Annotated in this window: 18 protein-coding genes; 11 read left to right on the forward strand and 7 right to left on the reverse strand. The window is 71.9% G+C overall.

Translation table 11 applies throughout. From position 1 onward, the window contains the following. Positions 1–107: 107 nt before the first annotated feature. The 9 genes from JNK12_08695 (at position 108) to JNK12_08735 (ending at position 6,493) form a co-directional block, all read left to right on the forward strand. The gene (locus tag JNK12_08695) at positions 108–1,058 is read left to right on the forward strand and encodes a hypothetical protein (protein ID MBL8775995.1); all 951 of its coding nucleotides are present in this window, start codon (positions 108–110) and stop codon (positions 1,056–1,058) included. Positions 1,059–1,256: 198 nt separating this feature from the next. Then, positions 1,257–1,856 carry a hypothetical protein gene (locus tag JNK12_08700; GenBank protein MBL8775996.1) on the forward strand — a complete coding sequence of 200 codons (600 nt, stop codon included), beginning with the start codon at positions 1,257–1,259 and terminating at the stop codon, positions 1,854–1,856. Continuing rightward, positions 1,846–3,159, forward strand: coding sequence for a CpaF family protein (locus JNK12_08705; protein MBL8775997.1), 1,314 nt, complete (start codon positions 1,846–1,848; stop codon positions 3,157–3,159). Before JNK12_08700 ends, JNK12_08705 begins: the two co-directional genes overlap by 11 nt. Beyond that, positions 3,156–4,127 (forward strand): type II secretion system F family protein, encoded by a 972-nt coding sequence (locus JNK12_08710; protein ID MBL8775998.1) that lies wholly within the window; start codon positions 3,156–3,158, stop codon positions 4,125–4,127. Before JNK12_08705 ends, JNK12_08710 begins: the two co-directional genes overlap by 4 nt. A gap of 109 nt (positions 4,128–4,236) precedes the next feature. Then, on the forward strand, positions 4,237–5,097 hold the full coding sequence (locus JNK12_08715; protein ID MBL8775999.1) for a type II secretion system F family protein: 861 nt from the start codon (positions 4,237–4,239) through the stop codon (positions 5,095–5,097). Between the two features lie 75 nt (positions 5,098–5,172). Beyond that, a complete protein-coding gene (locus tag JNK12_08720; GenBank protein MBL8776000.1) occupies positions 5,173–5,406 on the forward strand; it encodes a hypothetical protein in 234 nt (77 codons plus the stop codon). Then, positions 5,400–5,717 (forward strand): type II toxin-antitoxin system PemK/MazF family toxin, encoded by a 318-nt coding sequence (locus JNK12_08725; protein MBL8776001.1) that lies wholly within the window; start codon positions 5,400–5,402, stop codon positions 5,715–5,717. Before JNK12_08720 ends, JNK12_08725 begins: the two co-directional genes overlap by 7 nt. Positions 5,718–5,897: 180 nt before the next feature. Next, complete coding sequence (locus JNK12_08730) at positions 5,898–6,119, forward strand: DUF4244 domain-containing protein (protein MBL8776002.1); 222 nt, start codon at positions 5,898–5,900, stop codon at positions 6,117–6,119. After that, positions 6,116–6,493 (forward strand): pilus assembly protein, encoded by a 378-nt coding sequence (locus JNK12_08735; GenBank protein ID MBL8776003.1) that lies wholly within the window; start codon positions 6,116–6,118, stop codon positions 6,491–6,493. The genes JNK12_08730 and JNK12_08735 overlap by 4 nt, the downstream gene beginning before the upstream one ends. A gap of 26 nt (positions 6,494–6,519) precedes the next feature. On the opposite strand, the gene JNK12_08740 is transcribed toward JNK12_08735, so the two are convergent. The 4 genes from JNK12_08740 to JNK12_08755 form a co-directional block, all read right to left on the reverse strand. After that, on the reverse strand, positions 6,520–7,275 hold the full coding sequence (locus JNK12_08740; protein ID MBL8776004.1) for a hypothetical protein: 756 nt from the start codon (positions 7,273–7,275) through the stop codon (positions 6,520–6,522). A gap of 66 nt (positions 7,276–7,341) precedes the next feature. After that, complete coding sequence (locus JNK12_08745; protein MBL8776005.1) at positions 7,342–8,427, reverse strand: hypothetical protein; 1,086 nt, start codon at positions 8,425–8,427, stop codon at positions 7,342–7,344. 25 nt (positions 8,428–8,452) lie between these two features. Continuing rightward, positions 8,453–9,526, reverse strand: a complete 1,074-nt coding sequence (locus JNK12_08750) for a DNA cytosine methyltransferase (protein ID MBL8776006.1) — start codon at positions 9,524–9,526, stop codon at positions 8,453–8,455. A gap of 99 nt (positions 9,527–9,625) precedes the next feature. Then, on the reverse strand, positions 9,626–9,895 hold the full coding sequence (locus JNK12_08755; protein MBL8776007.1) for a hypothetical protein: 270 nt from the start codon (positions 9,893–9,895) through the stop codon (positions 9,626–9,628). A gap of 363 nt (positions 9,896–10,258) precedes the next feature. On the opposite strand from JNK12_08755, the gene JNK12_08760 reads away from it, so the two are divergent. Then, positions 10,259–10,960, forward strand: coding sequence for a hypothetical protein (locus tag JNK12_08760; protein ID MBL8776008.1), 702 nt, complete (start codon positions 10,259–10,261; stop codon positions 10,958–10,960). A 77-nt stretch (positions 10,961–11,037) separates the two neighbouring features. Next, positions 11,038–11,415 (forward strand): pilus assembly protein, encoded by a 378-nt coding sequence (locus tag JNK12_08765; protein ID MBL8776009.1) that lies wholly within the window; start codon positions 11,038–11,040, stop codon positions 11,413–11,415. Positions 11,416–11,439: 24 nt separating this feature from the next. Here the strand turns inward: JNK12_08765 and JNK12_08770 are convergent, their stop codons facing one another. The 3 genes from JNK12_08770 to JNK12_08780 all read right to left on the reverse strand — a co-directional run. After that, on the reverse strand, positions 11,440–12,354 hold the full coding sequence (locus tag JNK12_08770; protein MBL8776010.1) for a hypothetical protein: 915 nt from the start codon (positions 12,352–12,354) through the stop codon (positions 11,440–11,442). Between the two features lie 67 nt (positions 12,355–12,421). After that, complete coding sequence (locus JNK12_08775; protein ID MBL8776011.1) at positions 12,422–13,075, reverse strand: DM13 domain-containing protein; 654 nt, start codon at positions 13,073–13,075, stop codon at positions 12,422–12,424. 85 nt (positions 13,076–13,160) lie between these two features. Further along, the coding region (locus JNK12_08780; protein MBL8776012.1) for a DUF1998 domain-containing protein at positions 13,161–15,037 on the reverse strand (1,877 nt) is incomplete at its 5' end.

Genomic DNA, 15,037 nt, shown 5'->3' on the forward strand with positions numbered 1-15,037 from the left:
GCAGGCACCGCCTTGAGCGGCCGCCGGCGGCCTGCCGCCTCACGCATTGGTCGGCCCGGTGCGGGACGGGTGCTGCGGCGCGGGTGCCTGCGAAGTAGCGTCGCAGGATGCGCACCCGGCGGACCCCGATCGTTGCCGCACTGTTCCTCGTCGCCGCGGGGGTGGCCGTCGGGTCGCCCGCGATGGCCCAGGACGAGGGCAGTGACGCCGTGGTGGCGTCGTTCGACTTCACCGGTGCCCCCGAGCAGTACGTCGTGCCCGAGGGCACGTGCCGCGTCGCCGTGGTGGCCGTCGGGGCCACGGGCGGCTCGGGATCGGATGGAGCGACGCCGGTCGTCGACGGCGGGCTCCCTGCTTCGGTGGAAGTCGAGATCGACGTCACTCCCGGCCAGACCCTGACCGTCGACGTCGGAGGGATGGGCGGCGACGCCATCGGCGGCGTGCCCGGGGCCGGCGGCTACGGCGGCGGCGGCGAGGGCGGCGACGACAGCGACCTCGGGATCAGCGACGACGGCGGCGGCGGCGGCGGCGCGACGACGATCACCGACGATGCCACGGGCGACGTCTTGATGGTCGCCGCCGGTGGCGGTGGCGGTGGCGGTGACTCGTCAGGAGGCATCGGCGGCAACGGCGGTGACCCCGACGGCTCGGACGGCGAGGGTTCGGGCGACGTGCCCACCGGTGGCGGCGGCGCCACCACCTCGGCGGGCGGTGCCGCGGGCGTGGCCGGCGCGAACGGCTTCGCGGGCAGCGCCGGCAGCAGCGGTCAGGGCGGCGCCGGAGCCGACGGCACCGACACCGGCGCGGGCGGCGGTGGCGGCGGTCTCTTCGGCGGCGGTGGCGGCGGCGTGGGCCAGGACGACGGCGCCGGCGGCGGTGGCGGTTCCAGCTTCGGTCCGACCGGCAGCGTGTTCGAGGTGGCCCCGGTGCTCGGCGACGGCAGCGCCACGATCCTCAGCGACATCGACGGTGGCGACTGCGGACCGGTGCCCCCGCCGGTGCCCCCGCCCAGCCCCCCGGCGACGCCCGTCGCGGCCGAGCCCGCTTTCACCGGCTGAGGTACCGCTCGCTTCGCCCCCGCCCCTGGCGGTGGGCCACCCTGATCTCACGCGAACGCGCCCATTGCGTTCGTGAGCGGCCACCTCTACGGTGACCCCCACCTTCCCCGAGGTTCGACGTTCGGATCCCTCTGGGAGGTTGCTGTGCTCGTTTCCTGCTGGTCCGCGAAAGGCGGATCGGGCACCACCGTCGTGGCGGTGGCCCTTGCCCTCGTCCTGGCGCGCACGTCGGAGGTGCTGCTCGCCGACCTCGCCGGCGACGTCCCCGGCGCCCTCGGCCTGGCCGAGCCCGACACGCCCGGTCTGGCCGCGTGGCTGGCGGCCGACGACGACGTCGGCGTCGACGCGCTCGCACGCCTCGAGGTGGAGGCCCGCCCGGGGCTGGCGGTGCTGCCCCGGGGCGCCGGATCGCTCGGGGCCGCCCCCGAACGCCTCGACGCGCTCGCTGCTCACCTGGTCGACGATCCCCGCCCGGTGGTGGCCGACTGCGGCCTGCTCGGTCGGGGAACGACCACCGCGGCGGCGCTGGCGGGGGTGGCCAACCGCTCGCTGCTCGTCACCCGCCCCTGCTATCTCGCCCTGCGCCGAGCGGTGCACCTGCCGCTGCGGCCGTCGGGCATCGTCCTCGTCACCGAGCCGGGCCGGGCCCTCACCCGTGGCGACGTCGAGGAGATCGTCGGCGTGTCGGTGCTGGCGGAGGTGGGCCTCGACCCCGCCATCGCCCGCGCCGTCGACTCGGGCCTGCTCGCCTCCCGCCTGCCCCGCACCCTCGAACGGGCACTCCGCCGTGCGGCCTGACCGGGGCCGCGGCGGCGCCGGGCCGGCGCGGGCGCGTCTGCGAACCACCGACGTCGCGGCGGCGCCCGGGGGCGGCGATGACGACGAGGGGGCGGTCGAAGCCCTCGACGACGTCGTCCACCGTCGCCTGCTGCGCGAAGCAGGTTCACTGGGTGGCGCCGGCGAGGAGCCACGCGCTGCGGTCGAGCGCCTGGTGCGCGCCGTCGGCCCGCTGCTCGGTGAGGCCGAGGCGGCTGGTGTGGTGGCCCGGGTGCTGGCCCGGGTCGAAGGCCTCGGCCCGCTCGAGCCCCTGCTGGCCGATCCGACGGTCTCCGAGGTGATGGCCAACGGTGCCGGGCCGGTGTGGGTCGAGAGGAACGGGCGCCTGGCCGTCACCGACGTCGTCCTCGACGAGCCCACCGTCGGGCATCTCATCGAGCGGGTGGTGGCCCCGCTCGGGCTGCGCATCGACCGATCGTCGCCGCTGGTCGACGCCCGCCTTCCTGACGGCTCACGGGTGAACGCGGTCATCCCACCGCTGGCCATCGACGGGCCCTGCCTCACCATCCGGCGCTTCGCGGCCCGCCCGGTCGAGCTCGACGCAGTGTGCCCGCCAGGGGTGGCGCCGTTCCTGCGATGGGCGGTGGCGGCCCGGGCCAACATCGTGATCTGCGGCGGCGCCGGCTCAGGCAAGACCACCCTGCTCAACGCGTTGGCGGCGGCCATCCCGGCCGGCGAGCGGGTGGTCACCATCGAGGACGCCGCCGAGCTGCGCCTGCCCGGCGACCACGTCGTACGGCTGGAGTCCCGCCCCGACAACGCCGAGGGCGTGGGCGCCGTCACCATCCGCGAACTCGTCCGCAACGCCCTGCGCATGCGGCCCGACCGCATCATCGTCGGCGAGGTCCGTGGTGGCGAGGTGGCGGACATGGTCCAGGCGATGACCACGGGACACGAGGGCTCGCTGTCCACGTGTCACGCCAACAGCGCCGCGGACGCGCTGCGCCGTCTCGAGCTGATGCTCCTCCTGGGCGGGGTCGACCTCCCCCTCGCGGCGCTACGGGAGCACCTCGCGGGGGCCGTCGACCTGGTGGTGGCCGTGGCCCGACGCCCCGACGGCAGTCGGCGGGTGGTGGGGGTCGAAGAGGTCGTCGCCGACGGTGGTGACGACCAGGACGAATGGGCGGGCGGCGGGGTTCCGGCGGGCCGGGTGGGCGGCACCCGTCGCCTCGCCGGCGTCGATGGTCTCGTGGCCCTTCCGGCCCGTCCCGCGCGGGCGGCGGGGGCGCCACCGGCCGATCCCCGTTGGTTGGTGGCGGCGTGAACGGAGCACCCTTGGCGGTCGTCGCGATGGCCGGAGTCAGCACCGGCGTCCTACAGGCGGCCACCGTCGCCGGGTTGTGTGTCGTCGCCGTGGCCCGCTCTGCACAGCGGGCAGCGCTGGCGGTGCCCGGCGGCCGGGTGCGGCGCCGGCTGGTGGTCCCGGTGGCCGCTGCGGGTAGTGGGTGGGCGCCCCTGCCAGCCCTGCAACGAATGGTCGAGCGGCTGGCCGATCGGGTGAGCGCCACCCTGGTGGCCGCGGACATCACGGGTGAGCCGCGGGCACTCGTGGTCCGGTGGATGGCCGCCTCGGTGGTCGTGACGCTGGTGGCGGTGGGCCGCTGGGGGCCCGCCGGGGTCTTGGTGGCGGGTGTCGGCTCCGTCGGAGGGGTCGCGTCGGTGGTCGGCTGGCGCCGCGGTCGATCGGGCCAGCGCTACGCGGCGGCGCTCCCCGTGGTGCTGGAGGCCTGCGCCGGTCGCCTCCGGGCCGGGGCCTCCCTCACAGAGGCGCTCACCTCGGGGTCCGGGGACGCGACGGGCAGCAGCCTGCTCGACGCCGACCTGGCCGCGTTCGCCCGTCGTGTCGACCATGGACAGCCCTTCGCCGCGGCGGTCGAGGAGTGGGCGGGCACCCGGACGGTGCCGGGCCTGGCGCTGGTCGCGGCGGCGCTCGTGCTCGGGGCCGAGGCGGGCGGGGCGAGGGCGCGGGCGCTCGACGGGGTGGCGGCGACGCTTCGGGACCGGCGGGCCGTCGCCGCCGAGGTCGATGCGCTCTCGTCGCAGGCGCGGGCGTCGGCGGTGGTGATGATGGGCGCCCCCGTGGCCTTCGCCGCCCTCGGGCTCTTGAGCGACCCCGAGGTGTCGGCCTTCCTGCTGCGGACGCCCGCGGGCCTCGCCTGCCTGGGCGTCGGGCTGGCCCTCGACGCCCTCGCCGGCGTCTGGATGTTGCGCATCGCCCGGAGCGCGGCGTGACGCCGGCCCGTCACGCCCGCCTGGACGGTTCGGCGGCCGCCCGCCGCGCGGCCTCAGGCCGGTCGCGCCGGCGCAGCGCCCGTGGTCGAGTCCCGACCGGAGCACCTCGATGACGGCGGTGATGGCGCTCGTGGCGGCGGCACTCGTCGGCTGGGCCTCATGGCGCCACCGGCCGGCGCCGGCGCGGGCTCGTCGTCTCGGCCCGCAGGCGTCGGCTTCGGCCGGTGTCGCCGGTGTCGCCGGTGCGGTGGCGACCGCCTCGTGGGTGGCTGGGAGCGTACGGCCGGCGGGCGGCCGTACGCTCACCGCGTCGAGGATCGGGGCCGTCGTCGAGAGCCTCGGTCGGGCGCTGCGGGCCCGGCTCCGTCGGCCGCCCGACCCCGCCGCCGACCGCCATCTCGGCCGGGCCCTCGTCGTCGGGGTGCCCGCCGCACTCGTCTCCCCGCTTCTGGCCGCGCTCGTCGTCCTGTGGTGGTGGGCCACCCCGATGGTGGCCCGGCGTCGGGCCAGCCGCCGGCTCGACGCCGCTCTGTTGGCCGAACTGCCCGAGGTCGTGGACCTGTTCGTCCTCGCGGTGGGATCGGGCCTCACCGTCGCCCTCGCGGTGCCCGCCGTCGCCCGCCACCACCGGGGGCTCCTGGGTGAGGCGCTCGTCGACGTGGCTCGACAGGCCCGGCTCGGGCGCCGCCTCGGCGACGCGCTCGCCGACCTGCCCGACGTTCTCGGCGAGCGGGTGCGGCCGCTGGCCACCGTGCTCGTGTCGTCCGAGCGCTACGGCGTCGCGCTGCTGCCGGCGCTCGAGCGCCTCGCCGCCGAGGCCCGCCTCGAACGGCGCCGGGCCGCGGAGGCCACCGCCCGGCGGGTCCCCGTCAAGCTGCTCTTCCCCTTGGTGCTCTGCACCCTGCCTGCCTTCGCGCTGCTCACCGTCGTGCCCCTGCTCGCGGGGTCGCTCCGGTCGCTGCGCCTCTGAACCCAACCGCATCCCACCGGGCAGCGTTCGGTCGTCGGCCGCTGCGAGACAGGAGTACGTACGTATGATACGTACATGCCCAACAAGACGATCAGCGTGCCCGACGACGTGGTGCCGATCATCGAAGGCCTCGACGTGCCCTTCTCGAGGTGGGTGACCGATCAGCTCCGTCGCCATGCGGCGGAGCAGGCGACGACGTCGTTCGCCGACCAACTACTGGCCGATGCGGCACTGGCCGCAGGCGAGCGGCTGACGGAACGGGACGCGCTCGCGGTCGGTGAGCGGATGGAGCGGTCTGCGCCGTGGTAGCGCGCGGTGGCGTCTACTGGGCCGATCTCGACAAGCGTCGGCCATGTGTCGTCGTCTCGTCCGACCACGTTCTCGGCGTCGACGTCTGGCAGACCCATGTCGTGCCGCTGACCTCGAACCTCGACCGAGCCGGCCTCGCCGGCAACGTTCTGCTCGTCGCCGGAGTGACGGGCCTGGGAAGGGACTGCGTTGCCGTGCCCCTCGGCCTGGAGTTGATCGATCGCTCCTGGCTGGCGGAGCGTGTGGGCCAGCTACCCCCGGCGCTCGTGGATGCCGTCGACGACGGCGTCCGTGCGGTGTTGGGCCTGTGACCGGGGGCCCGTAGGACCCGCCGGGGTGGCGTCGTCGCGCAATCGGGTGGTGATACCTCAGCAAACGACGACTATCCTCGATCCCTACGGGTAGCACCCAGGTCCTTCCGGACACGGTGAACGGGACCCGCTCGCGCCGTACGGCGCCGCCGAACCGCCCAATCACTCCGAGGTGTCCCAATGACCCGTCTCTTCGTCCGCGCCCACGCGCTCCTGCTCGTCGCCCTGCCCGTCCCCCGGTCCCGTGGTGGCGACCGCGGCCAGACCACAGCGGAGTACGCCCTCGTGCTGCTCGGCGTCGCCGCCATCGCGCTGCTCGTCGTCGCGTGGGCGGCGGACACGAACCGGATCGGGCGGCTGCTCGACAGCGTGCTCGACTCGATCCTGTCGAACGTCACGTGAGGGCGGGGGCCGGCCGGGACCGCGGGCAGTCGTCGGTGGAGGTGGCGTTGCTGTTGCCCTTCCTCGCGCTGTTGCTGCTGGCGGTGGTCCAGGTCGGCCTCGTCGTGCGCGACCAGGTGCTGGTGGTCCACGCCGCCCGTGAGGCGGCGCGGGCCGCCGCGGTCGACGCCGCCGACTCGGCGGCTCGTGACGCGGCGGCGTCGGCTGCGGACCTCTCCCCGGCCCGCCTCAGCGTCGAGGTGTCGGGCCGGGGCGAGGCCGGCTCCCGGGTCGAGGTGGCGGTCCGCTATCGCAGCCCGACGTCGGTGCCGCTCGTCGGCCAGCTGATCGGCGACGCCTCCCTCACCGCCCGCGCCACCATGCGCGTCGAGTGACGCGGCGGCGGGCGACGGCGCCCCTTTCAAACGCGCAGCGCGCGTGCTACCTCGCTCATTCCGAACCCTGTAACGAAGACAGCCCCCCGCGCGTCCTCCCATGTCAGCGCCTCGCGTTCCTTCAATGCTCCGTGCACAAGTCGTTGGGCCAGCTTGTCCGCAGCAACCCAAACGGCATCAATGCTTGCCAAGACATCGTCGCTGCTCACCAGCGGCCATTTGCCGAGTGCTGTGGTCACATTGGCGCGAGCATGTGTTGGTTTGAGGTCCTGGATCGACTCGCCAACGTATTCAACGGCTGCGAGTGCGAACGTCTGCTGCGCCTCCCGGAGGTGATGACCGATTGTCGTAAGATCAGCGTCACCGTCTGAGCTGTCGAGCAGACCGAAGGCCTTATCCCATTTGGCGAGTGCAGACTCAAACAGAGGGTCGTCGAGCCGAGCCGAACGCAGCCGCTCCAACGTTTGCTCCTCGACAGCGTTCACACCACTGCCAGACATGGCGTCATAGATCCTAAATGCTCGCTTGTCGAGATCGAAGGTTTCCATCATCTCGCCCCTGCTGACAACCCGGAGCACACCCGTGTCCCGAAGGCTGCGGTAGGCCACGCCGTCGACCTGGCGGTGCTCAGGAATACCCTGGTGGTCGATCCATGGACCATCTGGATCCTGCTGGGCGAACGCGATGAAGCCGCCTCTATATTTGCGCTCAACGGACCGCGAGGCCTCGACGAGCAGGCGGATCAGTGCAATCTCTTCGGGGTCCAGGTCTGTTTCGCTCATGATCTGTAAGGTCGACCGTCCTCGACAACCGGCAGATGGGTGCGGTGTTGTTGGGTCTGGCGATTATCAGTCACCGATCTCCTGCTCTTGCACGAAGGCGTCGAATCGGGTGATGAAGTCTGTGTTCTGCTGAACCCTCACCGCGAAGTACTCGAATCCGTTTACTGCGGCCTCCTGCTTCTTCACGTCCCAAAGCTCGACGCGATCGATCAGATCTTCCTTGCTGAGGGTCTGGATCGCTTGCTCGGCGAGGGCCTCCTTGGCCATATCCGAGAACGACCTGGCAACGACGAGGGCGGCTGTATCCGGCCACTCTGCTAGGTTGACTAGGAACCCTGTAAGCGCATCGAGGTTGTCCATGGTGATGTCCAGGTCCTTCACCTCAACTGAGAGGTCCAGCTCACCTCCGGTCCAGCCGTCGACATCTCCCACAGCGCCGAGGCGGGAGCCGCCAGCTCCGACCTTGTGAGTTTCCAGCTGGACATTCGGCGCATCTGCAGAGAAGTAGGCGAAGGCCATTCCCTGCAACACAGCACCGCCGGGTTCACCGTGGCCCTTGGTGTCGAACTCCTGAAGAAGGGTGGCGAAGGGGCGTCTGCGAGTGCCGGCTGTCGAACGCCGCTCTGCCCGGGGCAGAGCGAGTACCTGCTCCCAAAGCTCGTCAGCGAAGGCTCGGCGTTCGCCAGGGGACATGGCGAGTAGGGCGTCTAGGTACTCGCGGTAGGTCCTCCACTCCCCGGTGGCATGCGGTGCGCAGTTGGGATAGTCGTAGCGCCGAAGGTCCTGTCTGATCGCCTTCTCGGCGTTGTTGTAGAACTTGCGAAGGCCGACCTTGTCCTCGCCAATCATGACTGTCAGGGTCTTCACGTCTCGGCCGCGCCCGTCCTTTTCGAGCGGAGGATGGTCTTTCAAGGCGTCGGGGAAAGGGTCTTGTTCGGTGACGCGGAGGATCTCCTCAGCAACCGCTACGAAACCGAAGCCGAGACCGACCACGTACTTGGCGTCACCAGCCTCGCGTCGGAGCCTTTCGGCGAGTTCGTTGACGGCGGTGGATGCCTCCGCGTCACGGTCGGTGAAGGTCTCAGGCAGTCCTAAGCGATCGACGTAGTCCGCCAGCGACTCAACTGCCGTCTCCGCTTCCTCGTCGCTCATGTCGAGGAAGCATAGAGACCGGCCCCTATTGCGCGCTCCGGTCGATCAGCGGCTCGCGGTCACCCCATAGGAGAGGATCTTCAAGAGCCTCACCCAAGCGCCGGGCAAGGAGCGGGGGCACGGCATTGGCGACCTGTAGGCGCTGGGAGGTGATGCCGCCCTCAAAGTGGAAGGTGTCGGGGAAGGTCTGCAGCCGCGCGCCCTCGCGCGCGGTGAGGCCCCGGTCCTGGAACGGGTGGATGCAGCGGGTCGCCGACGGCTTTCCCATGTTCGAGGTCACCGCGACTGCAGGTGCAGAGCTGGACAACCGGGAGTAGGAGTTGTGATAACCGCTGCGGGGCTGGAGGTGCGGCGGGATGTGGGTGCGGTTGCCGCCATCGGGAATGTGCGAGATCGCTTCTACCAACCGGGGCGGATGGGCGGAGCAGGTGTGCCCCGTCAGCAGCGTCGAGTCCTTCCGAAGCCAGGTCTGAAACTCGTTCTGCGGTTCTTGGTCGTACTGGTCGACTGTCTCACCGGGGCCCACGGCCGGGAGGTCTCCGATCGCATCCATGACCGTCACGTAGCGGTCGGCGCCGTGAGTCGCCGGGACGCCCTGGAAGAAGCCCCGCTCCCGATGTCCGACGAACACCACGCGCCGTCGCAGCTGGGGCACGCCGTGGTCTGCTGAGCGCAGCACCGTCGACGTGACGAAGTAACCGTGGGCGGCGAAGGCCTGCTTGACCTCCTCAACGAACCGCATGTCCTTCAGTCCAAGCACGTTCTCGAGGACGAAGCCCTCCGGCTTCAGCTCCACGACGATGCGCCGAAACTCCAAGAACATCCGATTGCGTGGATCGCTGCGATCACGTCGACCGACGGTCGAGTACCCCTGGCACGGCGGCCCTCCCACAACCCACGTCGCCGACGGCAGCGATGCGCCACCCAGTTCGGCCACATCCGCGAGCACCGCAGGGTGGTCGAGGTTCTGCGCGTGAGTGGCGATGGCGTCGGCCCACAGGTCGGCCGCCAGTTCGCATCGCCAGCCGGCGTCCGTCAAGCCGAGCGACAGTCCACCGGCGCCCGAGAACAGGTCGACGAAGGTCAACGCGTTGGGCACACCCGTATTCTTACACGCCTGTAGTTATCCGCGTCCGACGGCCACGGCCTGGTGGGAAAAGTCCCACGCGGCCGTGGCCGCCGAGCGTCAGCTGGGTAGCTACACGTTGTTGTGCAGCCAGTCGTTGCAGCTTTTGCTCAGGCCCTTGGACGCCCAGCCGCGCCCAGTGACGTTGAGGACGAGCACCTCATCGTTGCTGTCGAGGTATCCGCCGACCTTGTCACGCAGGTCTGAGGCAGAGAGGGTGGTCTTGACGAGCCATGTCGACTCGAGGCAGTGCCACCAGGTGAACCCCTTGAGGAAGTCGATCAGACCGGGGTAGTCCTGACCGGGCTTGTGCAGGTCGTAGGTGACCAGCAGCGTGTTCATGGCTGTACTCCTTCAGGTTGTCTCGTTGCATTGGTGCGAAGAGGTCAACCGACGGAGTGGGTCCTGCCGCTGGATCAATGATTATGATCCGGCTTGGCAAGCCAGCTGGGGCCTACGCCTCCGGCTGACCGGGGTCCCTGTGTCAGTTGGCGCTGACGCGGGGACCCTGTTTCTTCTAGACAAACGTTACTCGTCGGTCCTGACACCTTCGGGGACCACCGGTGCGATTGCCGCGATTCACCGGGCTGGATCGATTAGACTTCGCGCGCCTCGCGCGAGGGCCACCGCTTTGGGTGATGATCCTCAGGGATCGGGCGCCAGAATCGCTGCCTGTCGACGGCCGACGATCCCTAGTCTCGCCCCATGCTGAGCATCGCCGAGTTCGACTACGCGGCGGCGCCTGACCTGTTCGTTGGCCGCGTCGGGGTCGGCCCCCTCCTGGTTGCCCTCGATACGAACATCCTCATCTACCTGGCCAAGTACGGCGAGGACATCTTCGAAGGGGTCGAACCGGCAGGGCTTGAGCCCCAGCTGTCGGAGCAGCTGGCCGCGCTGGGGGCGATCCTCAACATCTGGATGATGAGCGATATCAGGCTCTACGTCTCGCCGCACGCCGTCGAAGCCGGCGAACCGGAGCGCGACCGGGAGCTTGAGGCGCAAGTGGACAACCTGGCCGAAGCGCTGTGGCACATCGAGACCTGGATTGAGCAAGCGCCCTCGCCGGCGCCCGTGGCGAGGTCGGACCAGCGTCGGATGCAGGAGCCGAGATCGCTAGGCGATGTCGTTCCAGAGCGGAAGCGCGGTCGACCGAATCCCGACTACTTGCTTGTCGCGGACGCGATCGACCGCGGCTGTCACGTGTTCCTCACGAATGACGTCCGCGACCTAGTTCGACGGTCACCCGCTCTTGCCCACTGGGGAATCTTGGCCATGCAGCCAACGCAACTGCTGGACGAGCTCGTGGCAATCCCACTTTCGCTCGGTGGTCTCGACCGCCTGCTCCCCGACACCCACAAGTGGAGCTATCTCCTCGACTGTCTTGGGCGATCTGGGCCAGTTCAATAAGTCGCGTGGGCGGCGGACACGAACCGGATCGGGCGGCTGCTCGACAGCGTGCTCGACTCGATCCTGTCGAACGTCACGTGAGGCCGCGGGCCGACCGGGACCGGGGGCAGTCGTCGGTGGAGGTGGCGCTGCTCTTGCCGTTCCTCTCGCTGTTGCTGCTGGCGGTGGTCCAGGTCGGCCTCGTGGTGCGCGACCAGGTGCTGGTGGTCCACGCCGCCCGTGAGGCGGCGCGGGCCGCCGCGGTCGACGCCGCCGACTCGGCCGCTCGTGACGCGGCGGCGTCGGCCGCCGACCTCTCCCCGGCCCGCCTCAGCGTCGAGGTGTCGGGCCGGGGCGAGGCCGGCACCCGGGTCGAGGTGGTCGTGCGCTATCGCAGCCCGACGTCGGTCCCCCTCGTCGGCCGCCTGATCGGCGACGCCTCCCTCACCGCCCGCGCCACCATGCGCGTCGAGTGACGCCGGGTGGCGGTGCCGTGCCGATCAACCGGTGGTCGGTGGGGCCGCCGCGGTGGTGGGGGTGGTGGCGTCGGCGGCGGGGAGGACGCTCACGGTGGCGTAGCCGGTGGTGAAGGCGGCGACGTCGTCGACGGGGTCCTCGGCGGTCGAGTTGCAGTCGACGGTGGCGAGGCTGCGGCCGGCGTCGTCGGCGGCCACCGGCACCTCGACCACACCCCGAACCTGGCCGGACGCGCACGACGGCACGTTGAGCAGCGTCACCTGGGCGGGCTCTTCGCCGGCGAGCAGCGCGTCGCGGTGCTCGTCGATCCACGCGAGGGCCTGGGTGGCGCCGGAGGCGTAGTCGGGTACGGCCTCGTCGACGCCCTGGGCCACCACGAGGGCGGGGATGCCGGCCTCGACCGCGGCCTGGGCGGCCGGCACGTTGCTCGAGAAGTCGGCCAGCGACCCGATGAGCTGGCCGGTGTTGATGCCGGCGATCACGAGGTCGGGGGTGGTCTGGCCCTCGGGGAGGCCGTCGATGGTGCCGGCGACGGCGCTGCGCACCGTGTCGGCGGGGTCGGCCGCCACCACGACGCCGGGGAACCCGCTCGCGGTGGGCGTGAACAGGACCGAGGGCACCTGGCCCTCGGCCAACGGGGCCGGCGGGACGACCGCCTCCACGTTGGGGGTCACCACGGCGGTCGTCGTCCCGGGCTGGCGGAAGACGGACTCCACCAGGACGTCGAGGCTCTGGGCGGCGATGCCCTCGCTGTTGGTGATCAGCACGTACAGGTCGTCGTCGCCGCCTCCGGCCGGGGCCGTGGTGTCGGCCGAGGCATCGTCCCCTCCGCTGCCGCCGTCGTCGCCGCCGCAGGCCGCGGCCCCCAGCACGAGTGCCAGCGCGCCGAGCACGACGACGGCTCGTGCCGCCCGGCTCCTCCAGTTGGTCGTGCCCATCGTGGCTCTCCACCCACTCGTGCTCGGCTGCCCGCCGACGAAGCCTAGGAGGTGCAGGGCGACGAGGTCAGGCCAGGCCCGCCGCCCCGAATGCCACGCCGAAGCGGACGCACCACACGACCACGGTCGGGTAGCGGTCGAGGTCGACGTCGGCCGGCACCTCGTAGTTCTGGTCGCCCACGTTGCCCTGGAGGTCACCGAGGTCGACGAAGTCGTCGTCGAAGGCGTCCTCGGGGGCGTCCGGCGGCGCCGCCGACAGGTAGACGTTGAGGTCGGGCCCGTTGTCGGTGGCGAACCCCTCGAGGCGGAGGAAGCGCTGGGCGGTGCCGTCGGACAGGACGACGGCCTGACCGCCGGTCGGGTGGCTGCGGTCGACGAAGCTGCCCTCGACCACCCGCTCGACCACCGGGGCGGCGGCGGTGGTGGAAGGCGTCGAGTCGGGCGGGGTCTCGGCGGCGTCCTCGGGGTCGCTCGCCCCGGGGGCCGCCGCCGGCACCGGGTTCGCTCCGGCGCCGGAGTCGAACACGGGCCCGGCCTGGTCGACCTCGTCGTCGAGGAAGGCGGCCTGCACCCCGAAGTAGCCGAAGGCCAGCCAGGCGACGAGGGCCGCGGCGGCCACGCCGCCGGCCACCAGGTACCAGCGCCGGCGGGATCGCCGCCCGTCCGGTGGTGGAGACACGGGCATCTCGGTGGCGTCGGTCGGTGCGAACGGCTCGGTCATCGTCTTCCCCCTGGTCACAGGGGAGAACGCCGGCGCCCACGGGCAGGTTCCCACTCCTCGGGGCGGGGGCGGGGCGGGGCGGGACTCAGGAGGCCGGCGGGCCTCCGAGCAGCACGCGGAGCAGGCGGGCGGCGCCGGCCTTGTCGAGGGGCTCGTTGAAGTTGCCGCACTTGGGGGACTGCACGCACGACGGGCAGCCGTCGTCGCAGGCGCACGCGTCGATGGCCTCGAGGGTGGCGGCCAGGTGGCGGTCGGCCACCTCGTAGCCCAGCTCGGCGATGCCGGCCCCGCCGGCGTACCCGTCGTAGATGACGACGGTGGGGAGGCCCGTGTCGGCCTGGAGCAGGGTGGACACGCCGCCGACGTCCCAGCGGTCGCAGATGGTGAACAGCGGCAGCATCCCGATGGCGGCGTGCTCGGCGGCGTGCAGCGCCCCCGGCGCCAGGGCCAGGGGCACCTCGGCCTCGGCCAGCAGGTCGTAGGGGAGCGTGTACCAGAAGGCCCGGGTGACGAGGAACGACGGCGGCAGGTCGAGCTGCTCGCGGGCGAGCACCTCGCCGGTGAAGCGGTCCCGGCGCTGGTAGCCGGTGACCTGGCTGCGCACCTCGATGTCGCCGAGGTGCAGGGTGGCCCCGCCGAGGGCCCGCTGCTGGTCGGTGCCGAGGATGCGCACCTCGGTCTCGGACTTGGCCAGCGTGTAATCGCTGCCGTCGGAGGGCGACACCCAGGCCACGGCGTCATCGAGGTCGAGGGAGTCGACCTGGAACGATCGGCCCTGGTGGAGGTAGGTGGCGCCCGGGTGCACGAGGCGGGGGGCGCGGCTCTCGTCGACCGTGCCCACGAGGTCGCCGCTGGGGAGGGCGATGCGCACCTCGCGGGCCGATCCGCCCCGCAGGCCGATGCCGTGGCTGGGGAAGCCCCGGGCCGACCAGACCGCCCGCGGCTCGGCCCGGGTGCCGTAGCCGCGCGGGCGGATCTTGAGGCGGTCGTCGACCACCAGCGAGCGGACCCCCTCGGCCAGGACATCGGCGGGCCAGTACGCCTCGTCGGCCCAGCTGAGGGGCAGCTCGTAGGCGGCACAGGCGAGGTGGGGGCCCAGCACGAAGGGGTTGGTGGGGTTGATGACCGCGGGCTCGGGCGGGCGGGTGAACACCTCGCGGGGATGGGCCATGAGCCACTGGTCGAGCTGGTCCTGCCCGGCGACGAGCACGGCCAAGGACTGCTGGGCCTCGCGTCCCGCCCGGCCGGCCTGCTGCCAGAGCGAGGCGATGGTGCCGGGGAACCCGTTGAGCACGCAGGCGTCGAGGCCGCCGATGTCCACCCCCAGCTCGAGGGCGGTGGTGGCCACCACACCCTGGAGGCGGCCCGAGAAGAGCTCGTCCTCGATGGCCCGGCGCTCGACCGTGAGGTAGCCGCCCCGGTAGGCGGACACGGCGTCGGCCAGGGCCTCGGGCAGGCGGCGGCGCACGTCGGCGGCCACGATCTCGGTGCCCTTGCGGCTGCGGCAGAAGGCGATGGTGCGCCGACCGTGGACGATGAGCTCGGCGGCGATGGTCGCCACCTCCCGGTTGGACGACACCCGCGGCCCGTCGGCGGTCCGGGCGTCGGCCCGTTCGTCGCGGTCGCGCTCGTCGACGGCGATGTCGTCGCGATGGTCGGGCTCGTCGACCACGGCCAGGCGATGGTCGGCGGCCCGGGCGACTGAAGAGAGGTCGCCGCCGCCGACGTCGTCCTCGAGCGGGGGGTTCCAGAGCGCGAACAGGCGCTCGCCCCGCGGCGAGCCGTCGTCGGTGACCTCGGCCACCTCGAGCCCGCACAGCTGCGACGCCAGCCGGCCGGGCTGGCCGATCGTCGCGGAGGAGAAGACGAAGGTGGGCGACGAGCCGTAGTGGGCGCACAGCCGGCGGAGGCGCCGCAGCAGGTGGGCCACGTGGGTGCCGAAGATGCCCCGCAGCACGTGGA

This window comes from Acidimicrobiales bacterium, assembly GCA_016794585.1.
Lineage (GTDB): Bacteria > Actinomycetota > Acidimicrobiia > Acidimicrobiales > DATDAH01 > JAEUJM01.

Coding starts and splice junctions, on each gene's coding strand:
- JNK12_08755 (MBL8776007.1), bottom strand. CDS start 9,895: ATGAACACGCTGCTGGTCACCTACGACCTGCACAAGCCCGGTCAGGAC.
- JNK12_08695 (MBL8775995.1), top strand. CDS start 108: ATGCGCACCCGGCGGACCCCGATCGTTGCCGCACTGTTCCTCGTCGCC.
- JNK12_08760 (MBL8776008.1), top strand. CDS start 10,259: ATGCTGAGCATCGCCGAGTTCGACTACGCGGCGGCGCCTGACCTGTTC.
- JNK12_08720 (MBL8776000.1), top strand. CDS start 5,173: ATGCCCAACAAGACGATCAGCGTGCCCGACGACGTGGTGCCGATCATC.
- JNK12_08775 (MBL8776011.1), bottom strand. CDS start 13,075: ATGACCGAGCCGTTCGCACCGACCGACGCCACCGAGATGCCCGTGTCT.
- JNK12_08745 (MBL8776005.1), bottom strand. CDS start 8,427: ATGAGCGACGAGGAAGCGGAGACGGCAGTTGAGTCGCTGGCGGACTAC.
- JNK12_08740 (MBL8776004.1), bottom strand. CDS start 7,275: ATGAGCGAAACAGACCTGGACCCCGAAGAGATTGCACTGATCCGCCTG.
- JNK12_08730 (MBL8776002.1), top strand. CDS start 5,898: ATGACCCGTCTCTTCGTCCGCGCCCACGCGCTCCTGCTCGTCGCCCTG.
- JNK12_08770 (MBL8776010.1), bottom strand. CDS start 12,354: ATGGGCACGACCAACTGGAGGAGCCGGGCGGCACGAGCCGTCGTCGTG.
- JNK12_08715 (MBL8775999.1), top strand. CDS start 4,237: ATGACGGCGGTGATGGCGCTCGTGGCGGCGGCACTCGTCGGCTGGGCC.